The sequence below is a fragment of the Leucobacter weissii genome (assembly GCF_017565745.1).
Taxonomy (GTDB): Bacteria; Actinomycetota; Actinomycetes; order Actinomycetales; family Microbacteriaceae; genus Leucobacter; species Leucobacter weissii.
The window spans coordinates 51,435-75,682 of sequence record NZ_JAGDYM010000016.1 but is presented as its reverse complement, the minus strand read 5'-3'; the positions used below and the strand labels follow the sequence as shown (position 1 = coordinate 75,682).

Sequence of the window (24,248 nt, the reverse complement as noted above, 5' to 3'; positions counted from 1 at the left end):
CGGCAACCGCCGGCGCTCCGGCCCGGGGCGGCGCAGAGGCTCCGTCGAAACCGGTATCCGTCAGATCATGTAGAAGTCGGCCTCGTCCGGCAGCTCGGGCTGAGGAGCGCCGCGCCGCGGCCGCGCCGTCGCGGGGATCCCGATGAGCGTCGAGTGCGGCGGCGCGGAGTTCACGACGACCGCGTTCGACCCGACCGCGCTGTCGTGCCCGAGCTCGATGTCTCCGAGCACCTTCGCGCCCGCGCCGATCACGACGCGGTCGCCGATCGTGGGATGCCGCTTCCTGCCCCGCTCATGGCCGGTCCCGCCGAGCGTGACCTGGTGGTAGAGCAGCACGTCGTCGCCGATCACCGCGGTCTCGCCGATCACCACGCCCATGCCGTGATCGATGAACAGGCGCCGCCCGATGCGCGCGCCGGGGTGGATCTCGACGCCGGTGAAGAAGCGGGTCAGCTGCGACAGGGCCCGGGGGAGGAACCGCAGACCGCGCCGCCAGAGCGCGTGCGAGCAGGGGTGCCACCTGCCGGCGTGCCGGCGGGTTTAGACGAAGAACACCGCGAGCGCGCCGCGCGCCGCCGGGTCGTGGCGGCGCGCGGCGCGGAGGTCCTCCCGGACGCGTCGGAGAATACTCACACGTCGAGGTCGTCGAACAGCACCGTCGAGAAGTAGCGCTCGCCGAAGTCGGGCACGACCACGACGATCTTCTTCCCGGCGTTCTCGGGGCGCTTCGCCACCTCGACCGCGGCCCAGACCGCCGCTCCGCCGGAGATGCCGGCGAGGATGCCCTCGTCGGTGCCGAGCGAGCGAGCCTTGGCGATGGCGTCGGCGAGCGGCACGTCGATCACCTCGTCGTAGATCTCGCGATCGAGGATCTCGGGCACGAAGTTCGGGCCGAGGCCCTGGATCTTGTGCGGCCCGGGGGTGCCCTCGCTGAGGAGCGGCGAATCGGCCGGCTCGACGGCGACGATCCGGATGTCGGGGTTCTGCTCCTTCAGGTAGCCGCCGGCGCCCGTGATGGTGCCGCCGGTGCCGATGCCGGAGATCAGGATGTCGACCTCGCCGTCGGTGTCGTTCCAGATCTCGGGGCCCGTGGTGGCGCGGTGGATCGCGGGGTTGGCGGGGTTCGCGAACTGCTTGGCGAGGATGGCGCCCGGGGTGTTCGCCACGATCTCCTCCGCCTTCGCCACGGCGCCCTTCATGCCGAGCGGGCCCTCGGTCAGCACGAGCTCGGCGCCGTAGGCGCGGAGCAGCTTGCGCCGCTCGATGCTCATGGTCTCGGGCAGGGTGAGGATCACCCGGTAGCCGCGCGCCGCGCCGACGAAGGCGAGCGCGATGCCGGTGTTGCCGCTCGTCCCCTCGACGATGGTGCCGCCGGGCTTCAGCTCGCCCGACTTCTCGGCGGCGTCGATGATCGCCACGCCGATCCGATCCTTCACGCTGCTGGCGGGGCTGTAGAACTCGAGCTTCGCGTACACCTCGGCCTCCGCGCCGTCGGTGACTCGGTTCAAGCGCACCAGCGGGGTGTTGCCGACGGCTTCGGTGATGTTTGCGTAGGTGCGTGCCATGGTGAGGAGTCCTTCTTCTCGATTGCGAGCTTCGGCCACTCAAAACTATATCGACAACTTATTCCACGTTTCATCCTCTCTTATCGGTTGTTACGACCCTGGCTGTGGCAGAGTTGGGGGGTGGCCGGAGGCAGCACCATCGACGAGACGTTGAGCGAGATCCGAGATCGGCTCGACGCCGCCGGGATCGAGAGCGCCGCCGTCGACGCCGAGCTGATCCTGGGGCACGTGCTCGGCGCCTCGCGCGGCGGCGTGCAGGCGCTCGCCATCACCGGTGCCGCGATCCGGGACGGGGATCGCGCCGCCGCGCTCGGCCTGGCGGAGGAGCGCGCCCGCAGGATCCCCCTGCAGCACCTCACGGGCCGGGCGCCCTTCCGCACCATCGAGCTGGAGGTGGGGCCGGGGGTCTTCGTCCCGAGACCCGAGACCGAGACGGTCGTGCAGTTCGCGCTCGACGCGCTCCTCGCGGCGCCGGAGGCCGAGCCCGTCGCCCTCGACCTGTGCACCGGCAGCGGCGCCATCGCCCTGGCGCTCGCGAGTGAGCTGTCCACCGTTCGGGTCTGGGCGGTGGAGCGGAGTCCGGAGGCGTTGGCCTGGGCCGAGCGCAACGTGTCGGCGCTCGGGCGGGGACGGGTCAGGCTGATCCGGGGCGACGTCCGCGCGCTCGACCCCTCCTTCGCCGACTCCTCGGCCTCGTCCGGGGAACCGGCTGATCCGCGCCGGATGCTGTCCGCTCGGGAGGCCCGGGATGATCGTGATGCCCGTGGCTCGGGCGGGACGGGCGGTGACATCGAGGAGATCCGAGCCCTGGCCGGCCGGGTGCGCGTTCTGGTCTCCAATCCTCCGTATGTTCCCGAGTCGATGGTTCCGAGAGACCCCGAGGTGCGCGACCACGACCCCGAGTCGGCGCTCTACGCGGGCGCCGACGGTCTGGATCTGATCCGTCGGATCAGCCGAGCGGGGCGGGTGCTCGTGGCCCCGGGCGGAACGCTGGTGCTGGAGCACGCCGAGCAGCAGGGCGCCGCGATCCGAGCGCTGCTCTCTGCGGACGGCTGGCGCGCGCCCGCCACGTTCCCCGACCAGACCGGCAGGGATCGCGCGACCACGGCCGTGCGCTGAGCGCGGTCGCCGCTTTCGCGAAAGGCATGCTCCACCACGAGAATGCTCCCGTCCTCCCGGCCGGGAGCACCCTTCTCGCGGGGGAGCGGTGTCCTCGTGAGTCGTGCACCGCGCGCGGGCGGTAGAATCGGAACCTATGTCCGAGGTTTTCGATTGCAGCGACGGGAATCAGCTGATCTCCGCCGCGCGGGCCGCCCGCCAGGCGATCGGCCGGGGCGAGCTCGTCGTGCTGCCGACCGACACCGTCTACGGCGTCGCGGCCGACGCCTTCTCGCCGGACGCCGTGCAGCGGCTCCTCGACGCGAAGGGCCGCGGACGCACCTCGCCGCCGCCCGTGCTCATCCCCGGCATCGAGACCGCGGCGGCGCTCGCCGCCGAGATCCCCGAGGCGGTGCGCGAGCTCGCGGAGGCCTTCTGGCCGGGTCCGCTGACCATCGTCCTCCCCGCGCGCCCGTCGCTCGATTGGGACCTGGGGGAGACCGGCGGGACGGTCGCGCTGCGCATCCCGGATCATGAACTGGCGCTCGAGCTCCTGCGGGAGACCGGGCCGCTGGCGGTCTCGAGCGCGAACCGCACGGGAGAGCCGGCGGCGCGGAGCGTCGCGCGAGCGCGCGAGATGCTCGGCGGCGACGTCGCCGTCTACCTCGACGCCGGCGAGCTCCCCGGCTCCGGCGCCGCCTCCACGATCGTCGATGCGACCCGTCTCGCCGCCGAGGGAGCCGGCCTGCGGGTGCTCCGCGAGGGCGCCCTCGCGCGCGACGAGATCGCCGCAGCGGTGCCGCAGGTGACCATCGATGCCTGAGACACCGCACCCGAAGATTCCGTCGAGCGCCTCCATCCCGGAGCGCGCCGACGGGACGCCGAGAGGAGACCAGCCGTGACCGAAGCCGGCGACCAGACCGCAGCCGCGCCGCAGCCGGAGGGCCCGCGCATGCCCTCGTCCCAGCCGGTGCTGATCCGGGCGCTCGTCCTCGGAGCCGGAGCGACCGCCGTCCTGCTGGTGGTCTGCGGCGGGATCGGGTGGTGGATCGCCGGATCCCCGGGCCTGGTGGGCGGCGTGCTCGGCGCCGCGTTCGCCGGGCTCTTCCTCGGGCTCACCGTGGGCAGCATCGCCTTCGCCAACCGCTTCATCGAGAGCGAGCTCTACGTCCCGGTGTTCTTCGCCATCGTCGTCGGCGGGTGGCTCCTGAAGTTCATCGCCTTCATCGTCGCCGCGGTGCTCCTGCGCGATCAGCCCTGGCTCGAGCCGAAGATCCTCTTCTTCTCGCTCATCGCGGGGGTGCTCGTCTCGCTCGGCGTCGATGCGTACGTCATGCTGAAGAACCGCCTCCCCTACGTCTCCGACCCGCGACCGGAGGCGTGACGACCGTCCTGCGGCCCTCTTGCGGGCGCGGCGCAGGACGGACGGGTTTTTCTCACGGCGAACTTGTTGATAGGATCGTTACGTTCCCGGCAGGGCCGCGCTTCACGCAGGACTGTGCGCACTGGGGGCACGACTATCGTTCGACGCCGTGCAGAGGTGATCTGCACCCCGAATCAGGAGAATGGCGCTGTTTTCTAACGCTGTGCACATCGTGACCCCCGCACTCATCTTCACCGCGGAAGACGGCGGATTCCATCCGCCCTCGATCGCGGACTTCTTCCCGGAGAGCGTGCTGTTCGTCGGAACCCCGTTCGAGATGAACAGGATCATGATCATCCGGGTGATCATGACGGTCCTCCTGCTGCTCCTGTTCTGGATCGGCACGCGCAAGATGCGGGTCATCCCCACGCGCGGCCAGTCGATCACCGAGATGGCGCTCGACTTCGTGCGCGTGAACATCGCGGAGGATCTGCTCGGCAAGGTCGACGGGCGGCGCTTCCTGCCCATCCTGACGGCGATCTTCTTCACGATCCTCACCTTCAACATCACGGGCATCATCCCCGGCTTCAACATCGGCGTCTCCGCGGTCATCGGCCTGCCGCTCACGCTCGCGATCGTCTCCTACGCGACCTTCATCTACGCGGGAGTCAAGAAGAGCCCGAAGAACTTCTTCAAGAACTCGCTCTTCCCGGCAGGCGTGCCCTGGCCGCTCTACGTGATCGTGACGCCGATCGAGTTCTTCTCGACCTTCGTCCTGCGGCCGGTCACGCTGACGCTCCGACTCCTCATGAACCTGCTGGTCGGCCACCTCCTGCTGGTCCTCTTCTTCAGCGCGACCGACTTCTTCCTGTTCCAGGGCGAGGGCCTGATCAAGCTCTTCGGCGTCGGCACCTTCGCGGTCGGCTTCGCCTTCACCCTCTTCGAGATCCTGGTGGCGTTCCTCCAGGCCTACATCTTCACCATTCTCACTGGCGTCTACATCCAGCTCGCGCTGGCTGAAGAGCACTAACGACCGGGTTCGGCAGCCGCCGCACTCACCAACCGGAAGGAAACACCCACTGTGTCTGTTCTCGCTGAAGTTTCGGGCAGCATCTCGACCGTCGGTTACGGCCTCGCCGCGATCGGCCCCGCGATCGGCCTCGGCATCGTCGTCGGCAAGACCATCGAGGGCGTCGCACGCCAGCCCGAGCTGGCCGGCCGCCTCCAGGTGCTGATGTGGATCGGTATCGCGTTCACCGAGGCCCTCGCGCTCATCGGCATCGCGACCCACTTCATCTTCCAGTAAGCCGTCCACCTTTCCCAGTCTCGAAAGGGAGGCTCGATGAGTACCGCAGTGATTCTTGCGGCCGAAGAGGGCGCAACACCGAATCCGCTGTTGCCCGCGACCTATGACATCGTCTGGTCGGCGGTCGTCTTCGCCATCATCCTGGTCGCGTTCTGGAAGGTCTTCCTGCCCAAGCTGCAGAAGCTCCTCGACGAGCGCGCCGAGGCGATCGAGGGCAACATCGCCAAGGCCGACGAGGCGCAGGCGAAGGCCGAGGCCGCGCTGCAGGAGTACACCGCGCAGCTCGCAGGAGCCCGCCAGGAGGCCGGAGAGATCCGGGATGCCGCGCGCGCCGACGCCGCGAAGATCGTGGCCAAGGCCAAGGACGACGCCTCGGTCGAGGCCGCGCGCATCGCGCAGTCCGCGCAGTCCCAGATCGAGGCCGAGCGTCAGAGCGCGGTGGTCTCGCTGCGCAAGGAGGTCGGCACCCTCGCGATCGACCTCGCGTCCGGCGTCGTGGGCGAGCAGCTCTCCGACGATGCGAAGGCCTCCGCGATCGTCGATCGCTTCCTCGCGGATCTCGAGGCCTCCGAGAAGGCGAAGCAGTAATGGGGAGCGCCTCACGCGGAGCCCTGGCCGTCGCCAGGGCCTCACTGGGCGAGCGGCCCGCGGCATCGGTCGGGGGCGAGCTCCTGGACGCATCGGCGCGGATCGCAGCGGCCCCGGCTCTGCTCAGCGCGCTGGCAGACGGCTCCGCCGATCTCGCGGCCAAGACCCAGCTCATCGGGCGCCTCTTCGCCGGCGCCTCGGTCGAGACGCGTGCGGTGCTCACCGCGGCTGCGGAGCAGACCTGGTCGAGTCCCGACGAGCTCGTCGCCGGGGTCGAGGAACTCGGACTGCGCGCCCAAGCCGCGGCCCACGCCGATCTGGCGGACGAGCTCCTCGCCGCGGCGAGCGTGATCGACTCCAACCACGAGCTCGAACTCGGCCTCGGCAGCAAACTCGGGGATCCCGCCGCGAAGGTCGCGCTCGTCGAGAAGCTCTTCACCGGCAAGATCTCATCCAGCGCCCTGGCCGTGGTCGCCCACCTGGTGGCCGATCCCCGCGGACGTCGGATCAGCGCGGCGCTCAGGCAGAGCGCGCGCATCGCGGCTGATCAGGGCGGCAGCGAGCTCGCCACGGTCACCGTTGCCTCCGCGCTGACCCCCGAGCAGCAGACCCGGCTGGCCGGACTGCTGGAGCAGAGCGCAGGACGACCGGTTCGCGTCACCACCGTGGTCGAGCCGGGGCTGATCGGCGGCGTGCGCATCCAGATCGGCGACGACGTGATCGACGGAAGCGTGCGCTCGCGCCTCGAAGACCTCCGCCTGCAGTTGGCGGGCTAGACCAGATTTTTCAGCCCGGGGGCCGAGCCTTCGGAAGAGATAGAGAGAACGAAATGGCAGAACTCACCATCAGCCCCGATGAGATCCGCGATGCCCTGAAGGAGTTCGCGGCGTCGTACGATCCGAAGCAGGCCGGAAAGACCGAAGTCGGCACCGTCATCGACGCGGCCGACGGCATCGCCCACGTCGCCGGGCTTCCCGGCGTCATGGCCAACGAGCTGGTGCGCTTCGCCGACGGCACGCTCGGCCTGGCCCAGAACCTCGACGAGGACGAGATCGGCGTCGTCGTGCTCGGCGAGTTCACCGGCATCGAGGAGGGCCAGCAGGTCACCCGCACCGGCGAGGTGCTCTCCGTGCCCGTCGGCGAGGGCTACCTCGGCCGTGTGGTGGACCCGCTCGGCAATCCCATCGACGGCCTCGGCGAGATCGCGGGCACCGAGGGGCGTCGCGCGCTCGAGCTGCAGGCCCCCGGCGTGATGCAGCGCAAGTCGGTGCACGAGCCGCTGCAGACCGGCATCAAGGCCATCGACGCGATGATCCCGGTCGGCCGCGGCCAGCGCCAGCTGATCATCGGCGATCGCCAGACCGGCAAGACCGCCATCGCGATCGACACGATCATCAACCAGAAGTCGAACTGGGAGTCGGGCGATCCGAGCAAGCAGGTGCGCTGCATCTACGTCGCCATCGGCCAGAAGGGCTCGACCATCGCCTCCGTGAAGGGCGCGCTGGAGGATGCCGGAGCGCTCGAGTACACCACGATCGTCGCCTCGCCCGCCAGTGATCCGGCCGGCTTCAAGTACCTGGCGCCCTACACCGGATCGGCCATCGGCCAGCACTGGATGTACGGCGGCAAGCACGTGCTCATCATCTTCGACGATCTGTCGAAGCAGGCCGAGGCCTACCGCGCGGTGTCGCTGCTGCTCCGCCGTCCGCCGGGGCGCGAGGCCTACCCGGGCGACGTGTTCTACCTGCACTCCCGGCTGCTCGAGCGCTGCGCGAAGCTCAGCGACGATCTCGGCGCGGGCTCGATGACCGGTCTCCCGATCATCGAGACCAAGGCGAACGACGTCTCCGCCTACATCCCGACCAACGTGATCTCGATCACGGACGGCCAGATCTTCCTCCAGTCCGATCTGTTCAACGCCAACCAGCGCCCCGCGGTCGACGTGGGCATCTCGGTGTCCCGCGTGGGCGGCGACGCGCAGGTCAAGAGCATCAAGAAGGTGTCGGGCACGCTCAAGCTCGAGCTCGCCCAGTACCGCGCGCTGGAGGCCTTCGCGATGTTCGCCAGCGATCTCGACGCGGCCAGCCGCCGCCAGCTCGAGCGCGGAGCGCGGCTCACGGAGCTGCTCAAGCAGCCCCAGTACTCGCCCTACCCGGTCGAGGAGCAGACCGTCTCGATCTGGGCCGGTACCAAGGGCTACCTCGACGACGTGCCGGTGGAGGACATCCTTCGCTTCGAGCGCGAGTTCCTCGACGACGTCGCGAACAACAGCAGCGCGCTGAGCACGCTCCGCGAGACGAACGTGCTCGACGACGACACGGTCGCCGAGCTCGAGACCAGGATCGCGGAGTTCAAGCTCCAGTTCCGGACCTCGTCGGGCCAGGCGCTGCACGAGCAGTTCGAAGAGCTGGCCGAGGAAGAGATCCAGCAGGAGCAGCTGGTCGTCGCCAAGAAGTAGCGCGTCGGGTGGGCGCCCCGCGCCCACCCGATCCCGCAACGCAACGACCATCACAGTTTTCAACGACACAGGAGAGACATGGGAGCGCAACTTCGGGTCTACCGGCAGAAGATCCGTTCTGCCCAGACGACCAAGAAGATCACTCGCGCGATGGAGCTGATCGCGGCCTCTCGCATCCAGAAGGCGAAGGCGCGCGTCGAAGCGACGACGCCCTACACGCGAGCGATCACCCGCGCCGTCTCGGCCGTCGCGACGCACTCGAACATCGATCATCCGCTCCTCACCGAGGCGGAGACGATCACCCGCGCCGCCGTGGTGATCTTCACCTCGGACCGCGGACTCGCGGGCGCCTTCAACTCGCAGGTGCTGCGGGAGGCGGAAGAGCTCACCGAGCTGCTCCGCTCGGAGGGCAAAGAGGTCACCTACTATCTGATCGGACGCAAGGCGCAGGGGTACTTCACCTTCCGCCATCGCGCGGCCGAGCGGGTCTGGACCGGCTTCACCGAGAGCCCGGGTTTCGAGAACGGCAAGGAGATCGCCGACGCGCTGCTCGAGGCCTTCACGAAGGAGACCAGCGAGGGCGGCGTCGATGAGATCCACCTCGTGTACAACCGCCTCATCAGCATGGTGAGCCAGCTTCCCCAGGTGCATCGGCTGCTGCCGCTGGAGATCGTGGAGGGTGTTGCCGACGCGGAGACCGGGCCGGAGGCGCTGTACGAATTCGAGCCCGACGCCGACAGCGTGCTCGACCGCGTGCTGCCCGCCTACATCGAGTCCCGGCTCTTCAACGCGCTGCTCGAATCGGCGGCGGCGAAGCACGCGGCCACGCAGAAGGCGATGAAGAGCGCGAGCGACAACGCGGATGCGCTGATCCGCGATTACACCCGCCTGGCGAACAACGCCCGTCAGGCAGAGATCACCCAGCAGATTTCCGAGATCGTCGGCGGCGCCGACGCCCTCGCCGACTAGCCACGCCTACGAAGAGAGAGAACACCATGACCGAGAAGGCCAGCACTCAGGTTGCCGGGCGCATCGCCCGCGTCACCGGCCCCGTCGTCGACATCGAGTTCCCGCACGACGCGATTCCCGCCGTGTACAACGCGCTCCAGACCACCATCGAGTTCAGCGATGACCAGGAGCCGCTGAAGCTCGTGCTCGAGGTCGCGCAGCACCTCGGCGACAACCTGGTGCGCGCCATCGCGCTGAAGCCCACCGACGGTCTGGTCCGCGGCCAGGAGGTCATCGACACCGGCGACTCGATCACCGTCCCGGTCGGCGATGTCACCAAGGGCAAGGTCTTCAACGTGACCGGCGACGTGCTCAACCTCCCCGATGGCGAGACCTTCGAGGCGACGGAGCGCTGGAGCATCCACCGCGAGCCCCCGGCCTTCGATCAGCTCGAGTCGAAGACGCAGCTCTTCGAGACCGGCATCAAGGTCATCGATCTGCTGACCCCCTACGTGCAGGGCGGCAAGATCGGCCTCTTCGGCGGCGCCGGCGTGGGCAAGACGGTGCTCATCCAGGAGATGATCCAGCGCGTCGCCCAGGATCACGGCGGCGTCTCGGTCTTCGCCGGCGTGGGCGAGCGCACCCGTGAGGGCAACGACCTCATCCACGAGATGGACGAGGCGGGCGTGTTCGACAAGACCGCCCTGGTGTTCGGCCAGATGGACGAGCCGCCGGGAACTCGTCTCCGCGTCGCGCTGTCGGCCCTGACCATGGCCGAGTACTTCCGCGATGTGCAGAAGCAGGACGTGCTCCTCTTCATCGACAACATCTTCCGCTTCACGCAGGCCGGTTCCGAGGTGTCGACGCTGCTCGGACGCATGCCCTCCGCGGTGGGCTACCAGCCGAACCTCGCCGACGAGATGGGCGTCCTGCAGGAGCGCATCACCTCGACCCGAGGCCACTCGATCACCTCGCTGCAGGCCATCTACGTGCCCGCCGACGACTACACCGACCCGGCTCCCGCGACGACCTTCGCGCACCTGGACGCGACCACCGAGCTGTCGCGTGCGATCGCCTCGAAGGGTCTGTACCCCGCGGTCGATCCGCTCACCTCGACCTCGCGCATCCTCGACCCCCGCTACTTGGGCGAGGATCACTACCGCGTGGCGACCTCGGTGAAGCAGATCCTGCAGAAGAACAAGGAGCTGCAGGAGATCATCGCGATCCTCGGCGTCGACGAGCTCTCCGAGGAGGACAAGATCACCGTCGCGCGCGCGCGCCGCATCGAGCAGTTCCTCTCCCAGAACACCTACATGGCGAAGAAGTTCACCGGTGTCGAGGGCTCGACGGTGCCGCTCAAGGAGACGATCGAGTCGTTCGACGCGATCACGAAGGGCGAGTTCGACCACGTCGCCGAGCAGGCGTTCTTCAACGTCGGCGGCATCAGCGACGTCGAGGAGAAGTGGGCGCAGATCCAGAAGGAGAACGCCTGATCATGGCCGGCCTGAACGTGAGCGTCGTCTCCGCGGAGCGGGAGATCTGGACGGGCGAGGCCTCCCAGGTCGTCGCGAAGACCGTCGAGGGCGAGATCGGCATCCTCAGCGGGCACGAGCCGATGCTCGCGCTGCTCGCCGAAGGCCAGGTTCGCGTCACGACGTCCGGCGGCGAGAAGATCGCCGTCGACGCCGAGGGCGGGTTCTTCTCCGTCGATCACGACACCGTCACCATCGTCGCCGGAAAGGCGGCGATCGTTTAGAGGAAAACGCGATCAGCGTTTTCCCGCGATCGCCGCTGGCGCTTCTGCGTCAGATCGTTGAGAGGAAAACGCGATCAGCGTTTTCCCGCGATCGCCGCTGGCGCTCCTGCGTCAGCTGGTTGAGGGCGGAACGCGTTCAGCGTTTCGCGCCGGGTCCATCGTGCTTCCGAGCACGGTTGGCGCGCACCTTGGCGAGGTTGCCGCAGACCGCCATGTCGCACCAGACCCGTGAGGAGTTCCGGGAGCGGTCGTAGTACGCTTCGCCGCAGTCGTCTCCGGGGCAGATCTTCACGCGCGCCCACCGGCCCGCGGAGGTGATCCTGGCCGCCGCGGCGATCACGGCGGAGGGGGCGTCGGGGCCTCCGACCTCGACCCCGTCCGGGGTCAGCGTCGCGCGGAGTCGCACGGGGCGCAGCTCTCCGTCGGTCATCGCGCGGACGGTGCCGGTGCGTCGCACGACGGCGTTCCTCAGCGCGTCTCGCACCGATCGCGCCGCATCGAGGTCGCCGGGTGCGAGCGATCGCTCTCGGCACCATCCCGCGTAGGAGGCCTCGCGATCGAGCAGGTCGAGTCCCGTTTCGAGATCGATCGTGTTCATGAAGCCGACGACGAGTTCCGTATCGTGCGCTGTCATGGTCCCATCCTGTCATGTAACCGGTCAAATCATTATGATGGTTACATGATCGGTCTCGCCCTCGCGTTCCTCTCCAGCGCGCTGTGGGGAGCGGCCGATTTCGCCGCCGGCCTCGGCGCGCGGCGCTCGGATGCTCTCAGGACCTCTCTGCTGACCTATCTCCTGGCCTCCTCCCTCCTGGTGATCGTCCACCTGCTGGACCCGGGCCGGCCCTCCGCCTCCGCGATCACCGGAGGTCTCATCGCCGCGGTCTGCAGCGCCGTCGGGTTCGTCTCCTTCTACGTGAGCCTGGCGCTCGCGCCGATGGGCGTCGTCACCGCGATCGTGGCGGCGACCGAGGTGGTCGTTCCCGTGGTGGTCGGCGTGGGGGTGCACGGTGAACCGCTGTCGGTGCTCTCCTGGGCCGGTGCGGCGACGGCGGCCATCGGCGCCGTCGTGGTCGGGGCGGCCGAGGGGAGCGGCGCCCGGGATCGCGGATCCGTGCGCACGACGACTCGTGCGCTCCTGCTCGCCGCGATCGCGGGGGTGGCGTTCGGGTTGGCGGTGGTCGCGCTCGACCTGGCGCCGCCGACCTCCGGGATGCTCGCGCCGAGCCTGGAGATGGTGGGCGGGCTCGTGATCACCGGGGCGCTCCTCGCGATCGTCTTCCGGTCGGAGCGCGCGCGTCGGATCGCGGGCTCCGTCGGCGTGGTGACGGCCGTGCGCCTCGACCGGCACGGCGCGATCCTCGGCGCTCTGGCCGGCGGTCTGCAGGGCGCGGCGAACATCGTGCTCATGCTCGCGCTCTGGAACGGCGATCTCGCGGTCGTCGGCGTGATCGTATGCCTCTACCCGGTGACGACGGCGATCCTCGCGCGGTTCGTCCTCGGGGAACGGCTCGCACGAGCGCATCTCGTCGGCATAGGCCTGGCGCTGGGCGGGTGCGTGCTGCTCGCGCTCGCGGCATGACGGCGCGCCCCGCCCGTCGCAGTAGGATTGGATCACGATGCATGTCCTCCTGCCCCCGTCCGAGACGAAGCGAACGGGCGGCGGAGGAAGCTTCGATCCGGCCGACCTCTCCCGCGCGGGCGACCTCGGTCCCGCCCGCGCCGAGGTGAGGAGGGCGCTCGAAGAGGTGAGCGCCGACGAGGACCTCGCGGCTCGCGCACTGGGGCTCGGCGTCAAGAACCGGGACGAGGCGGCCCGCAATCTGCGTCTCGCCGGGAGCGGCGTGCTGCCGGCGATCGAGCGGTACACGGGCGTGCTCTACGACGCCATCGACATCGAGACGCTCGACGCCGCGGCGCGGCAGTGGGTCGACGCCCACGTCTCCGTGCAGTCGGCGCTGTTCGGCCTGATCTCCGCGGCCGATCCCGTTCCGGCCTATCGGCTGTCGGCCGGATCCCGGCTGCCCGGGCTCGGCGCCCCGCTGAAGCGCGTCTGGGGAGAGGCGCATCGCGGACTCGAGTGGAACTCCCTCGGCTGGGTCCTCGATCTGCGCTCGAAGGACTATGCGGCGCTGAATCCGCTTCCGCCGGGCCGCGGGTCGGTCCTGAGCGTCGTGCAGCGCGGCCCCGGAGGAGAGGTGCGGGCGCTCAACCACTTCAACAAGGCGGCGAAGGGCGATCTGGTGCGGCGCCTGGCGTCCTCGAGCGTCCCTCTCTCGGGTGCGGACGAGCTGATCGGATGGGGTCGCGCTCACGGCCTCGAACTGCTCGCCGGACCGGGCGATGACGAGTTCACGCTTGTTACGGAAATCGGCGCCCCGGCCCGGTCGCGGTGAATCCGGACCGCCTTCGGCGCGATAAGCTGTTCGGGTGAATCCGGGGACGACGCGATGACCGCCAGGGGCGAGAACGCCGCGCATCGTCGCGTCGTGTTCGCGTCTCCGGGAGAGCGGACTTCGTCGGATCCCGCCCGGGAGCTGGAGGTCGAGCTCTCCTGGCACGCGGTGACCCATGTCGGCCACCGCCGCGAGACGAATCAGGACAGCTATGCGGTGGTGCCGCCCGTGTTCGCGGTCGCGGACGGCATGGGCGGCCATTCCGCGGGAGAGATCGCCTCGGAGGCGGTGATCCGGCGCTTGGCGGATCTCGGAGGGACCCGCGCGGTCGGACCCGCCGACATCGAGGCGGCCCTCGGCGACGCGGTGGAGGACATCGAGCTCAATGCTGGAGAGAGCGAGCTCGGCGCGGGCACGACCGTCACCGGCGTGGTCCTCGGCTCGGATCCCGGGGCGCCGAGCTGGCTGGTCTTCAACATCGGCGATTCCCGCGTGTATCAGTTCTATCGCGGTTCGCTCACACAGGTCACTGTCGACCACTCCGTCGTGCAGCACCTGCTCGACACGGGCGCGATCTCTCCGGAGGAGGCCGAGTTCCATCCCCATGCGAACGTGATCACCCGTGCGGTCGGATTCAACGAGGAGCCGGTCCCGGACTTCGCCGAACTCGCTCTGATCCCGGGTCAGCGGCTGCTGATCTGCTCCGACGGTCTGACGAAGGAGCTGACCGAGATCGGCCTGCAGCACTTCCTCTCCGAGGCGGATACCGCGGAGGCGGCGGCGACGCTGCTGCTGGAGCACGCGCTCGACAACGCGGGCCGCGACAACGTCACCGCCGTGGTCATCGACGTGCACGCGGTCGGCGACGATCGGGACACGCAGGACCTCAGCGGCATCGTGCTCGCCGACACGGCCGAGACCCCGGTCGTCGGGGGCGGCGCGCTCGAGGCCGAGCCCGTCGCCGACTGAGGCGCGTCCGCTACTACGCCCCGGCGGCGGTGAGCGTCTCGTCGAGCACGCGCACCACGAGGGCGGCGAGCTCGTCGGTGAACTGCAGGGACGGCAGGAAGCGGATCGCCTCGCCGTGGATGCCCGCGCTGAGCAGCAGGACGCCGCGCCGGGCGGCCTCGGCGATCACCCGGTTCACCAGCTCCGGATCCCGCTCGAGGGTGCCGGGCTTCACCAGCTCGATCGCGAGCATCGCGCCGCGCCCGCGCACCTCCGCGATCGCGGGGTGCCGCTCCGCCAGCTCGCGCAGCCCGCCGCCGAAGACCTCCTCGATCCGCTTGGCCTCCGCGAGCAGCCCCTCGCTCTCGATCTGCTCGAAGACCGCGACGGCGGCGGCGCAGGAGACCGGGTTGCCGCCGAAGGTGCCGCCGAGCCCGCCGGGCTGGGAGGCGTCCATGATCTCGGAGCGCCCGGTGATGCCGGCGAGCGGCAGGCCGCCGGCGATGCCCTTGGCCGAGAGCACGATGTCGGGCTCCACGCCGAACTGCTCGATCGCGAACACGGTGCCGGTGCGGGCCATGCCCGACTGCACCTCGTCGGCGATGAAGACGATCCCGTTCGCGCGGCACCACTCCGCGAGCGCCGGCAGGTACCCGTCGGCGGGCACGATGAAGCCGCCCTCGCCCTGGATCGGCTCGACCACGAGGCAGGCGAGATCCTCGGCCCCGGCGAACTTCTCGAGGTGCGCGATCGTGCGCGCGGCGGCCTCCGGCCCGCTCAGACCGTCGCGCAGCGGATAGGAGTTGGGCGCCTTGTAGATGTCGCCGGCGCGCGGGCCGTAGCCGAGCGCGTAGGGCGCCGCCTTGTGGTTCATGCTGCTCGTGAGCAGCGTGCGGCCGTGATAGGCGTGCTCGAGCACCGCGATGCCCGGCCGGCCGGTGTGCTTCCGCGCGATCTTCACGCCGTTCTCGACGGCTTCGGCGCCGGAGTTCATCAGCAGGGTCTTGTACGGGGCCGCTGCGGTCGAGCCCGGAACGTGCTGCGCGAGATATTCCGCGACACGCACATACGGCTCGTAGGGGGTCATGGTGAAGAGGGTGTGAGTGACCTTCTGCAGCTGCGCGGTCGCCGCGGCGACCACGGCGTCGTCGGTGTGCCCGATGGTGGTGACGCCGATGCCGCCGCACACGTCGACGATGTGGTTCCCGTCGACGTCGACGACGATCGAGCCGTGCGCGCGCTCGATGTAGACCGGCAGCACGCTGTGGACGCCCGGCGGCACCACGGCCCGCCGCCTCGCGTGCAGCTCGCGGCTGCGCGGGCCGGGGATCTCGGTGACGACGCGGGGCTCCTGTGCGATCTCGATGTCTGCAGTCATGCCCGCAAGTTTACTCCCGCGGAGGTTACCGCCTCGTTTCCCCGGTCTCGGGGTGCGCCGCAGACGGTAAGCGGGAGCGGGGGAGAGGTAGGGTGGGGCGTATGAGCGGCACGCACGAGTACCGGGTCGGGATCGAGTGGCTCGGCAACCGGGGCACGGGGACGAGCGGTTACCGCGACTACGGGCGTCAGCTCGTCGTGCGCGCCGCCGATCCGGAGGGCAAGCACGAGATCGAGGCCTCGGCGGATCCGACCTTCCGCGGCGATGCGGATCGCTGGAACCCCGAGGAGTTGCTCGTCGCGGCGCTCGCCCAGTGCCATATGCTCTCCTACTTGCACATGGCGGTCCGCGCGGGAGTCGTCGTCACCGCCTACCGCGACGACGCGCGGGGCACGATGCGGCAGGAGGGACTCGGCGGGTCCTTCTCCGAGGTCGTGCTCCGGCCGGTCGTGACCGTGGCCGATGCGTCGATGGCGGATGCCGCCCGCGAGGCGCACGCCGAGGCATCGGAGCACTGCTTCATCGCGTCCTCGGTGAACTTCCCGGTCAGACATGAACCTGAGATCCGAATCGCGAGGTGACCGGGGCCGAGGGCGGCCCCGGCGCATACGGCGCGCACAGCGATGCTGTGCTCTGAGCGCCCCGGTGCAGTGCGGCACGAGCCGACCGTCCTGATCGCGTGACGGGTGGGGCCTGGGGCAGGATCGGCCATAGAATAATGCCCATGCCCGAACACCAGCGGTTCTTCCTCACCACCCCGATCTTCTATGTGAACGACGCGCCGCACATCGGGCACGCCTACACCGAGGTGGCGGCCGATGTGCTGGCCCGATGGCACCGTCAGGCCGGCGACGACACCTGGCTGCTCACCGGCACCGATGAGCACGGGCAGAAGATCCTGCGCACCGCCACCGCCAACGGCACCGAGCCGAAGGCATGGGCGGACCGCCTGGTCGAGTCGGCCTGGAAACCGCTGCTCGACACGATCGACATCGCGAACGACGACTTCATCCGCACCACCGACGAGCGCCACGAACGGGGCGTCGCCGTCTTCCTGCAGAAGCTCTACGACGAGGGGCACGTCTACGCGGGCGAGTTCGAGGCGCTCTACTGCGTCGGCTGCGAGGAGTTCAAGCCGAAGAGCGAGATCGTCGACGGCGAGGGCGCCTTCGCGGGCGAGAAGGTCTGCGCCATCCACTCGAAGCCGCTGGAGCTGCTGCAGGAGAAGAACTACTTCTTCAAGATGAGCGCGTTCCAGGACCGCCTGCTCGCGCTCTACGAGGAGCGCCCGGACTTCGTGCGCCCCGCGAGCGCCCGCAACGAGGTGATCGCCTTCGTGCAGCAGGGGCTCGAGGATCTCTCCATCTCCCGCACCTCCTTCGACTGGGGCATCCCGATCCCCTGGGACGACTCCCATGTCACCTACGTGTGGTTCGACGCGCTGCTGAACTACATCACCGCCACCGGTTACGGCGGTGAGGGGCCGGAGGCCGCGGCGCAGTTCGCCAGGCGCTGGCCGGGCAGCCACATCGTCGGCAAGGACATCCTGCGCTTCCACGCCGTGATCTGGCCGGCCATGCTGATGGCGGCGGGGCTCGAGGTGCCGAACCACGTCTTCGGGCACGGCTGGCTGCTGGTCGGCGGCGAGAAGATGTCGAAGTCGAAGCTGACCGGCATCGCGCCGAACGAGATCACCGACACCTTCGGTTCGGACGCCTTCCGCTACTACTTCATGCGCGCGGTCTCCTTCGGGCAGGACGGCTCGTTCAGCTGGGAGGATCTCGCCGCGAGGTATCAGGCGGAACTCGCCAACGGCTTCGGCAATCTGGCCAGCCGCGTGCTCGCGATGAACGCGAAGTACTTCGACGGTGCGCTGCCCGCCGCCGGCGCGGAGCAGGCGCCGGATCGCGCCATCCGCGAACTGGCCGCCGCCGTCACCGCCGCGGCCGACGAGCGGATCGAGGCGTTCGCGATCCACGAGGCGCTCGCCGAGATCTGGAGGCTCGTCGACGCGCTCAACGGCTACCTCACCGAGCAGGAGCCGTGGGCGCTGGCCAAGGATCCCGCGCAGCGCGAGCGGCTGGGCACGGTGCTCGCCACCGCCACCGAGGGATTGCGCGCGCTCGCGGAACTGCTGCACCCGGTCGTCCCGATCGCCACGGCGAAGCTCTGGAAGGCGCTCGGCGCCGAGCAAGCGCTGGGCGAGTTGGGCGCGCAGCCGATCCGCGAGGCCGGGCGCTGGCCTCGCCTCCCGGAGGGGACGCCGCAGCAGCCGCTCGACGCGCTCTTCCCGCGGATCGAGAGCGACGAGGGCAAATGAGCGATTCGGGCGTCGCCTCGGGCGCGCCGCAGGGCGGGCTGCGCAAGCGCGGCGATGCCGGCTCGGGCAAGCGGGACCTGACCAGGCCGGTGTCGCCCGAGCCCCTGCCGGTGCCCGTCTACGACAATCATGCGCATCTCGAGTTCGAGGACGGCGTGGACGTGCTCGATCCGCTCGACTCGCTGGACCGTGCCCAGGCGGTGGGCGTGCGCGGTGTCGTCCAGGTCGGCACCGACCTGGAGACGAGCCGTTGGGGGGCCGAGCTCGCGGCACGGGATCCTCGCGTGCTCGCCGCCGTCGCCCTGCACCCCAACGAGGCGCCGTCGCTCGCGAACCGCGGCCTGCTGAGCGAGCATCTCTCGGAGATCGCCCGCCTGGCGGCGCACCCGAGGGTCCGCGCTGTGGGCGAGACCGGGCTGGACTTCTTCCGCACCGGCGAGGACGGGCGCAGCGCGCAGCTGGAGTCGTTCGAGGCGCACATCGAGATCGCGAAGGCGAACGGCATCGCGCTGCAGATCCACGACCGCGACGCCCATGACGCGGTCGTCGAGACCCTCCTGCGCGTCGGAGCCCCGGAGCGCACCGTGTTCCACTGCTTCTCCGGCGATGCGGCACTGGCCGGGATCTGCGCCGAACACGGCTGGTATCTCTCGTTCGCGGGCACGATGACCTTCAAGAACGCGCCGGCGCTGCGCGAGGCCCTCGCGGTCGCCGACCCCTCGCGGGTGCTCGTCGAGACGGACTCGCCCTTCCTCACCCCGGAGCCCTTCCGGGGCCGCCCGAACGCGCCGTATCTCATGCCGCACACGGTGCGCCGGATGGCCGAGGTGCTCGCCGAACCGCTCGACGAACTGTGCGCGCGCCTCGCCGCGAACACGGAGCGGGTCTACGGGACCTGGGCCGTCGACCTGCCCGTCGAGGCCGCGGGGTGACTGACTCCGGGACCTCGGCCGGGGCGGCCGAAGGACACGCCGAGGCGGGGGCCTCGGGGCAGGATCAGGCAGAACCCGATGCGTCCTGCTCGGAAGATCCTGCGCACGAAGCGACGCTTCGCCCCAAGCTCCTCGGCCCGGCGCAGGTGCGCGAGCTCGCCGAGCGGCTGGGGGTCTCGCCGACCAAGAAGCTCGGGCAGAACTTCGTGATCGACCCGAACACCGTCCGCAAGATCGTGCGGCTCGCGGGCGTGGAGCGCGGCGATCGGGTGATCGAGGTCGGTCCCGGGCTCGGTTCGCTCACGCTCGGCCTCGCCGAGGCCGGGGCGGAGGTGACCGCGGTCGAGATCGATCGCCGGCTCGCCTCCGAACTGCCCAGCACGGTGGCGGCGATGCAGCCCGACGCGCGCGTGCGGGTGATCCGCGCCGATGCGCTGGAGCTGACGGCCGAGGATCTGGGCACCGGCCACCCGACCGTGCTCGTCGCCAATCTGCCCTACAACGTCTCGGTGCCGATCCTCATGCACCTGCTCGAGCTGCTGCCCGAACTCGATGGCGGTCTGGTGATGGTTCAGGCGGAGGTGGGGCACCGGATCGCCGCGGGCCCGGGCGGGCGGGAGTACGGCGCGCCCAGCGCGAAGGCCGCCTGGTACGGACGGTGGCGGATCGCCGGAACCGTCAGCCGACGGGTCTTCTGGCCCGTTCCCGGCGTGGACTCGGTGCTCGTGTCCTTCGAGCGCCGCGCGACGCCCCTCGGCGACGAGGGCGAGCGCACGGCCGTCTTCGCGCTGGTGAACGCCGCCTTCGCCCAGCGGCGCAAGATGCTGCGCCAGGCGCTGCAGCCGGTCCTCGGCACTACCGAGGAGACTGCGGCCGCCATCCGGGCCGCGGGGCAGGATCCGGCGCTGCGCGCCGAGCAGTTGGGCATCGAGCAGTATCTCGCGATCGCGCGGGCTTCCGGGGCTGACACGAACGGAAACACCGCGGACGCTGATGGAAGCACCGCGGGCGCGGGCGGGTAGCGTTGAGCCATGGGCGGTAGACGGGGGTTCGGTTCCGTGACGGCGCGCGCGCCGGGCAAGATCAACGTGCTGCTCCGCGTCGGAGCCCTGCAGCCGGACGGTTATCACGATGTCGCCTCGCTGTATCAGGCGGTCTCGCTGTGCGAAGAGGTGACGGCCGAGCACGCGGAGGGCTTCTCGGTGCGGTTCGGCGGCCCGATCGACTGCTCCGGGCTGAGCGTCGACGACTCCAACCTCGCGATCCGCGCTGCGCGACTGCTCGCCGCGGAGACGGGTCATCCCGGCGGGGCGGCGCTCAGCGTCGTCAAGCAGGTGCCGATCGCGGGAGGCATGGGCGGAGGATCCGCGGACGCGGCCGCCGCGCTCGTCGCCTGCGACGAGCTGTGGGGCACGGGGCTCGGACGGTCCGGACTGCTACCGCTCGCGTCCCGTCTCGGCGCCGACGTGCCGTTCGCTCTCGCCGGGGGCACGGCGATCGGGGTGGGGCGCGGCGATCAGCTGAGCCCCGCATTGGCGAAGGGAGAGTTCCACTGGGTGCTGGCGTTCTCCGACGCGGGGCTGTCCACTCCGGAGGTGTACGCCGCGCTCGATCGGCATCGGGAGCGGCATCGCAGCGACCTCCCGCCCGTGCGGCAGAGAGTCGAGGTGGACCCGGCCGCGATCCAGGCCGTGAGGTCCGGCGACCGGGTCGCGCTCGCCGAGGTCCTGCACAACGATCTCCAGCCGGCCGCTCTGCGCCTGGCGCCGCATCTCGGCGAGGTGCTCGAGCTGGGGGAGTCCCACGGCGCGCTGGCCGGCATCGTCTCCGGCTCCGGGCCCACGTGCGCTTTCCTGGTGCCGCACGCGCTCGCCGCGGCGGAGCTGGTGAGCGCCTTCGCCCGCGAGGGGATCTCTGCGGTGACGGCGACCGGTCCGGCGAGGGGAGCAAGAATCACCAGAGCGGAATAGCGAGGCTGTTCCGCTGATTCTTGCTCCGGCGCTCCTGCGCCGTGGAATCACCAGAGCGGAATAGCGAGGCTGTTCCGCCGATTCTTGCTCCGGCGCTTTGCCCGCCGGCGTGCCCCGGAGATCTCGAGATTCCGGGGTGCGCTCGTGAAATCGGGGTACGCCGGTGGGCTGGGCCCGAGACGGGAATAGACGAAGGGGATCCCGCGCTGTACCGGACATGAGCGAGAAGATCCGTGTCGACGTCTGGAGCGACATCGCGTGTCCCTGGTGCTACATCGGCAAGCACCGCTTCGAGGAGGGGGTCGCGGTGTTCCGGAGCGAGCACCCTGACGTCGAGGTGGAGATCGAGAGCCACAGCTATGAGCTCGCGCCGGACACGCCCGACGACTTCTCGGGCAGCGAGATCGACTTCCTGTCGACGCACAAGGGCATGCCGCGTGCGCAGGTGGACCAGATGCTCGACCAGATGACCCGGCTCGCCGCGTCGGAGGGGCTCGTCTTCGACTTCGCCCGTCTGAAGCACGCCAACACCCGTCGCGCGCATCGGGTGCTGCACCTCGCCAAGCGCCGGGGACTTCAGTCGGAGGTCCAGGAGCGGCTCTTCCGCGCCTACTTCGCGGAGGGGGCGAAGCTGTCCGACGACGAGACCGTCGTGAGCCTCGCGGTGGAGGCCGGGCTCGACTCCGCCGAGGCGCGCGAGGCGCTGGCGAGCGAGGAGCTCGAAGCCGAGGTGGACCGCGACAACTCGAGAGCGCGGATGCTCGGCGCGAACGGCGTGCCCTTCTTCCTCTTCGAGCAGAAGTTCGCGGTCTCCGGCGCCCAGACCGCCGAGGTCTTCGCGGACGTGCTGGGTCGGGTGCGCGGCCTCAGCGAGGCGGCTCCCGCCCCGCAGGTCGATGCGTCATAATCTTTTCGAGAACGAGTTGAGAGGGGCGATCATGAGCGAGAGCACCAGGACCACGAACCAGGATGACGCCCTCGGCCTGAGCCCGGAGGCGGGCATCGCCGGGGCCGCATCGGCGTTTTCCGGCGTGGCCGGAGCGGCTTCGGCGGAGAGCGCGGAGATCATCAACCTGCTCAATGAGCAGGAGGCGGGCGGGAGCTGCTGCGGCGGGAGCTGCTGCAGCGTCTGACGACGCCGCAGCAGCTGGCTCGGCGGGTCCGTCACCCCGCCTCGACGTAGGATCCGAGAGGAAACGCCCGGTACTTCAACTGCGGCAGCCGATCCACGGTCACGTACCCCGGCGGGGCGTTGAGAACGTCGGGGATACGGTTCACCATCGAGGTGCAGGTGGTCATCTGCGTGTTCAGCACGGGATTCACGACGCTGAGCTCCGGTTCGCCGTGGATGTCCCATTCGTTGACGTCGCGCTGCCCCTCGGCGTAGACCGAGCCGGTCATCTCGAAGGTGAAGACGGGGCCCTCGACCGTTCTGATCGTGTCGATGTCGGTGAAGCCGATGACCTCTCCTGCCGGGATGCGCAGGTCCAGCGTGCTCGAGTAGAGTTCCGTGGTCGCGGTCTCGGGCCGCGTGTGGTTCTCGATCGCGGAGACGCGCAGGCCGGTGCCGGCCACCAGGGCATCCAGGGTGTTCCTTCCGAACGTCGGAGGACGGTCGCCGCGCGACAGGAAGCCCTCGAACTGTTCCAGTGTGTCGCCGACCCGCTGATCCTTTGCGACCTCCGGGCCGTAATCGTCGACGTTCCAGCTCACGCGACCCACGACCGAGTCGATTCGATGCGACGTGCCCATCATCAGGCTGACGAGGTTCATCCAGTAGACGTCCTGCTGGCCCGAGCCGGTGAGCGTGACGCCGCGCTCTTTGGCGAGTGCATCGAGTGCTGCGGTCATCCGGGGCGAGGTCCGCCACGGATAGAAAGCCTCCTCTGCCAGCGTGATGGCGTTCACTCCGTGGTCGGCGCAGCGGTGCAGATGCTCGTACATGTCGGCCAGGTAGCTGCTCACGGTGACGATGGCGATATCGGGCCGCAACTGGCTCAGCACCGCCTCCGCGTCGCGTTCGACCGTCACATTGGTCTGAAAGCCCAGCCCGGCGACGTCGCCGAGGTCGCGCCCGACCTTCTGGGGACTCTGCGATATCGCTCCGACGATCTCCACTCCGTGCTCGAGCATGAGGCGGGTCGAGATGGATCCCATCCTCCCGACGCCGTAGACGACCGCTCGTATTTTTCTCATAGATGACTCCTCTGTGCTTCTGATTCGAGAGAGGTCGAGCGGCGCGCGACTCCGAGCGCCGCTCGACCTCACCGTTGATGTGATGCCGGCGTGAATGAGCGTCAGGTGTGCTTCTTCACGAACTCCCCGATTTGTTCTACCGCGGTGCGCGCCTCAGGAAGGAACGAGTTCATCACGGGCCAGATGTGGAACATGCCCTCTGCGCGGTGCAACTCGGTTGCGACTCCCGCGGCCCGCGCCCGTTCGTAGAGCGCGATCGACTCGTCGTACAGGCTCTCCGCGGTGCCGATGAAGATCGACAACGGCGGGAGCCCGCGCAGATCGGCGAACAGCGGCGACGCCCGGACATCACGAGGATCCTGCTCGCCGAGCCACAGTTCGGCCATCTGACCGAGCAACTCCCTCGAGATGATCGGATCCGCCTCGGCCCGGTCGTGGTAGGACCTGCCGGAGAAGGTCATGTCCACCCACGGCGAGATGGGAATCCCACCCGCGGGGAGTGCGTCGCCGCTGTCGCGAATCGACACGAGGAGGGCCATCGTGAGCCCGGCCCCCGCAGAGTCCCCGGCGACGACGATCTCTCCCGGAGGCACGCCGTTCCGCACCAGCCAGCCGTAGGCCATCACCGCGTCGTTGATCGCAGCAGGATGCGGATGCTCCGGTGCGCGACGATAGTCGACGACAAGCACGCGCGCGTCGGCCGCGCGGGAGAGCTCGACCCCGAAGCCTTGATAGGCCGTTGCGGATCCCAACACGTATCCTCCACCGTGGAAGTAGATGATCGTGCGTGCATCCGAGGTGTCCGGTGCTCTGGTCCACAGGCATGGAACCCCATCTGCATCGACGGCTTCGACTCGGGCGTCATCCGGCACCGGGATCGATTCCTCCGCCCATGTGTCGAAGCCGGCACGCAGTTCGTCGACGGTCAACGGCTCCGGTCCGGTTGGTGCCAGTGATTCGACCAGTTGCTCCCAAAGTTCGCGGGAACGCGCGTTCTCTTGACTCACCATGCGAGTTTCCTTCGCC

At 69.5% G+C, this 24,248-nt stretch carries 26 protein-coding genes and 1 pseudogene; 21 read left to right on the top strand and 6 right to left on the bottom strand.

The window, feature by feature from the left end; genetic code table 11:
* Nucleotides 1-60: 60 nt before the first annotated feature.
* Together epsC and cysK are read right to left on the bottom strand one after the other, a co-directional pair.
* Nucleotides 61-633 (bottom strand): annotated as a pseudogene (gene epsC, locus J4H92_RS13790) (serine O-acetyltransferase EpsC).
* Nucleotides 630-1,565, bottom strand: coding sequence for a cysteine synthase A (cysK, locus tag J4H92_RS13785; protein ID WP_208098766.1), 936 nt, complete (start codon nucleotides 1,563-1,565; stop codon nucleotides 630-632). Before cysK ends, epsC begins: the two are co-directional and overlap by 4 nt.
* A 120-nt stretch (nucleotides 1,566-1,685) precedes the next feature.
* Between cysK and J4H92_RS13780 the strand changes: the two genes are divergently transcribed.
* The 11 genes from J4H92_RS13780 to J4H92_RS13730 all read left to right on the top strand — a co-directional run bounded on the left by J4H92_RS13780 (nucleotide 1,686) and on the right by J4H92_RS13730 (nucleotide 11,082).
* Complete coding sequence (locus J4H92_RS13780) at nucleotides 1,686-2,684, top strand: N5-glutamine methyltransferase family protein (protein WP_341783111.1); 999 nt, start codon at nucleotides 1,686-1,688, stop codon at nucleotides 2,682-2,684.
* A 136-nt stretch (nucleotides 2,685-2,820) separates the two neighbouring features.
* Nucleotides 2,821-3,486 carry an L-threonylcarbamoyladenylate synthase gene (locus J4H92_RS13775; RefSeq protein WP_208098765.1) on the top strand — a complete coding sequence of 222 codons (666 nt, stop codon included), beginning with the start codon at nucleotides 2,821-2,823 and terminating at the stop codon, nucleotides 3,484-3,486.
* 75 nt (nucleotides 3,487-3,561) lie between these two features.
* On the top strand, nucleotides 3,562-4,047 hold the full coding sequence (locus J4H92_RS13770; protein ID WP_341783110.1) for a Cg1360 family ATP-synthase-associated protein: 486 nt from the start codon (nucleotides 3,562-3,564) through the stop codon (nucleotides 4,045-4,047).
* A gap of 181 nt (nucleotides 4,048-4,228) precedes the next feature.
* Nucleotides 4,229-5,056, top strand: a complete 828-nt coding sequence (gene atpB / locus J4H92_RS13765) for a F0F1 ATP synthase subunit A (protein ID WP_208098764.1) — start codon at nucleotides 4,229-4,231, stop codon at nucleotides 5,054-5,056.
* Nucleotides 5,057-5,107: 51 nt separating this feature from the next.
* Nucleotides 5,108-5,332 (top strand): ATP synthase F0 subunit C, encoded by a 225-nt coding sequence (gene atpE, locus J4H92_RS13760; protein ID WP_200132758.1) that lies wholly within the window; start codon nucleotides 5,108-5,110, stop codon nucleotides 5,330-5,332.
* A gap of 36 nt (nucleotides 5,333-5,368) precedes the next feature.
* Nucleotides 5,369-5,920, top strand: coding sequence for a F0F1 ATP synthase subunit B (locus tag J4H92_RS13755; RefSeq protein ID WP_208098763.1), 552 nt, complete (start codon nucleotides 5,369-5,371; stop codon nucleotides 5,918-5,920).
* Nucleotides 5,920-6,696 (top strand): F0F1 ATP synthase subunit delta, encoded by a 777-nt coding sequence (locus J4H92_RS13750; RefSeq protein ID WP_208098762.1) that lies wholly within the window; start codon nucleotides 5,920-5,922, stop codon nucleotides 6,694-6,696. The genes J4H92_RS13755 and J4H92_RS13750 overlap by 1 nt, the downstream gene beginning before the upstream one ends.
* Nucleotides 6,697-6,749: 53 nt before the next feature.
* The gene (gene atpA, locus J4H92_RS13745; protein WP_208098761.1) at nucleotides 6,750-8,378 is read left to right on the top strand and encodes a F0F1 ATP synthase subunit alpha; all 1,629 of its coding nucleotides are present in this window, start codon (nucleotides 6,750-6,752) and stop codon (nucleotides 8,376-8,378) included.
* A gap of 78 nt (nucleotides 8,379-8,456) precedes the next feature.
* On the top strand, nucleotides 8,457-9,347 hold the full coding sequence (locus tag J4H92_RS13740) for a F0F1 ATP synthase subunit gamma (RefSeq protein ID WP_208098760.1): 891 nt from the start codon (nucleotides 8,457-8,459) through the stop codon (nucleotides 9,345-9,347).
* Between the two features lie 26 nt (nucleotides 9,348-9,373).
* Entirely contained in the window at nucleotides 9,374-10,819 is a 1,446-nt protein-coding gene (gene atpD / locus J4H92_RS13735; RefSeq protein WP_208098759.1) for a F0F1 ATP synthase subunit beta, read from the top strand.
* A 2-nt stretch (nucleotides 10,820-10,821) separates the two neighbouring features.
* Nucleotides 10,822-11,082, top strand: coding sequence for a F0F1 ATP synthase subunit epsilon (locus J4H92_RS13730; protein ID WP_208098758.1), 261 nt, complete (start codon nucleotides 10,822-10,824; stop codon nucleotides 11,080-11,082).
* A gap of 136 nt (nucleotides 11,083-11,218) precedes the next feature.
* Here the strand turns inward: J4H92_RS13730 and J4H92_RS13725 are convergent, their stop codons facing one another.
* Nucleotides 11,219-11,716, bottom strand: a complete 498-nt coding sequence (locus J4H92_RS13725) for a CGNR zinc finger domain-containing protein (protein WP_208098757.1) — start codon at nucleotides 11,714-11,716, stop codon at nucleotides 11,219-11,221.
* Nucleotides 11,717-11,761: 45 nt separating this feature from the next.
* Here J4H92_RS13725 and J4H92_RS13720 point away from each other — a divergent pair, with 45 nt between their 5' ends.
* Genes J4H92_RS13720 through J4H92_RS13710 form a run of 3 tightly spaced genes read left to right on the top strand, consistent with a single transcriptional unit; the run spans nucleotide 11,762 to nucleotide 14,447 of the window.
* Nucleotides 11,762-12,664 carry a DMT family transporter gene (locus J4H92_RS13720; RefSeq protein ID WP_208098756.1) on the top strand — a complete coding sequence of 301 codons (903 nt, stop codon included), beginning with the start codon at nucleotides 11,762-11,764 and terminating at the stop codon, nucleotides 12,662-12,664.
* 37 nt (nucleotides 12,665-12,701) lie between these two features.
* On the top strand, nucleotides 12,702-13,478 hold the full coding sequence (locus J4H92_RS13715; protein ID WP_208098755.1) for a YaaA family protein: 777 nt from the start codon (nucleotides 12,702-12,704) through the stop codon (nucleotides 13,476-13,478).
* Between the two features lie 54 nt (nucleotides 13,479-13,532).
* Entirely contained in the window at nucleotides 13,533-14,447 is a 915-nt protein-coding gene (locus J4H92_RS13710; RefSeq protein ID WP_208098754.1) for a PP2C family protein-serine/threonine phosphatase, read from the top strand.
* 13 nt (nucleotides 14,448-14,460) lie between these two features.
* Here the strand turns inward: J4H92_RS13710 and J4H92_RS13705 are convergent, their stop codons facing one another.
* Nucleotides 14,461-15,804 (bottom strand): aminotransferase class III-fold pyridoxal phosphate-dependent enzyme, encoded by a 1,344-nt coding sequence (locus J4H92_RS13705; protein WP_208098753.1) that lies wholly within the window; start codon nucleotides 15,802-15,804, stop codon nucleotides 14,461-14,463.
* A 101-nt stretch (nucleotides 15,805-15,905) separates the two neighbouring features.
* On the opposite strand from J4H92_RS13705, the gene J4H92_RS13700 reads away from it, so the two are divergent.
* From J4H92_RS13700 to J4H92_RS13670, 7 genes are all read left to right on the top strand, one after another.
* Nucleotides 15,906-16,385 carry an OsmC family protein gene (locus J4H92_RS13700; protein ID WP_208098752.1) on the top strand — a complete coding sequence of 160 codons (480 nt, stop codon included), beginning with the start codon at nucleotides 15,906-15,908 and terminating at the stop codon, nucleotides 16,383-16,385.
* A 143-nt stretch (nucleotides 16,386-16,528) separates the two neighbouring features.
* Nucleotides 16,529-18,124, top strand: coding sequence for a methionine--tRNA ligase (gene metG / locus J4H92_RS13695; protein WP_208098751.1), 1,596 nt, complete (start codon nucleotides 16,529-16,531; stop codon nucleotides 18,122-18,124).
* The gene (locus tag J4H92_RS13690) at nucleotides 18,121-19,056 is read left to right on the top strand and encodes a TatD family hydrolase (RefSeq protein ID WP_208098750.1); all 936 of its coding nucleotides are present in this window, start codon (nucleotides 18,121-18,123) and stop codon (nucleotides 19,054-19,056) included. The genes metG and J4H92_RS13690 overlap by 4 nt, the downstream gene beginning before the upstream one ends.
* Before the next feature lie 146 nt (nucleotides 19,057-19,202).
* Nucleotides 19,203-20,078: a 16S rRNA (adenine(1518)-N(6)/adenine(1519)-N(6))-dimethyltransferase RsmA gene (gene rsmA / locus J4H92_RS13685; RefSeq protein WP_341783120.1), complete on the top strand. Its 876-nt coding sequence runs from the start codon at nucleotides 19,203-19,205 to the stop codon at nucleotides 20,076-20,078.
* Between the two features lie 9 nt (nucleotides 20,079-20,087).
* On the top strand, nucleotides 20,088-21,026 hold the full coding sequence (locus J4H92_RS13680) for a 4-(cytidine 5'-diphospho)-2-C-methyl-D-erythritol kinase (RefSeq protein ID WP_208098748.1): 939 nt from the start codon (nucleotides 20,088-20,090) through the stop codon (nucleotides 21,024-21,026).
* A 217-nt stretch (nucleotides 21,027-21,243) separates the two neighbouring features.
* Nucleotides 21,244-21,933, top strand: a complete 690-nt coding sequence (locus J4H92_RS13675; RefSeq protein WP_208098747.1) for a DsbA family oxidoreductase — start codon at nucleotides 21,244-21,246, stop codon at nucleotides 21,931-21,933.
* A gap of 31 nt (nucleotides 21,934-21,964) precedes the next feature.
* The gene (locus J4H92_RS13670; RefSeq protein ID WP_208098746.1) at nucleotides 21,965-22,159 is read left to right on the top strand and encodes a hypothetical protein; all 195 of its coding nucleotides are present in this window, start codon (nucleotides 21,965-21,967) and stop codon (nucleotides 22,157-22,159) included.
* 31 nt (nucleotides 22,160-22,190) lie between these two features.
* Here the strand turns inward: J4H92_RS13670 and J4H92_RS13665 are convergent, their stop codons facing one another.
* Both J4H92_RS13665 and J4H92_RS13660 read right to left on the bottom strand, forming a co-directional pair.
* The gene (locus tag J4H92_RS13665) at nucleotides 22,191-23,222 is read right to left on the bottom strand and encodes an NAD(P)H-dependent amine dehydrogenase family protein (RefSeq protein WP_208098745.1); all 1,032 of its coding nucleotides are present in this window, start codon (nucleotides 23,220-23,222) and stop codon (nucleotides 22,191-22,193) included.
* Between the two features lie 101 nt (nucleotides 23,223-23,323).
* Nucleotides 23,324-24,232 (bottom strand): alpha/beta hydrolase, encoded by a 909-nt coding sequence (locus tag J4H92_RS13660; RefSeq protein WP_208098744.1) that lies wholly within the window; start codon nucleotides 24,230-24,232, stop codon nucleotides 23,324-23,326.
* Nucleotides 24,233-24,248 lie beyond the last annotated feature (16 nt).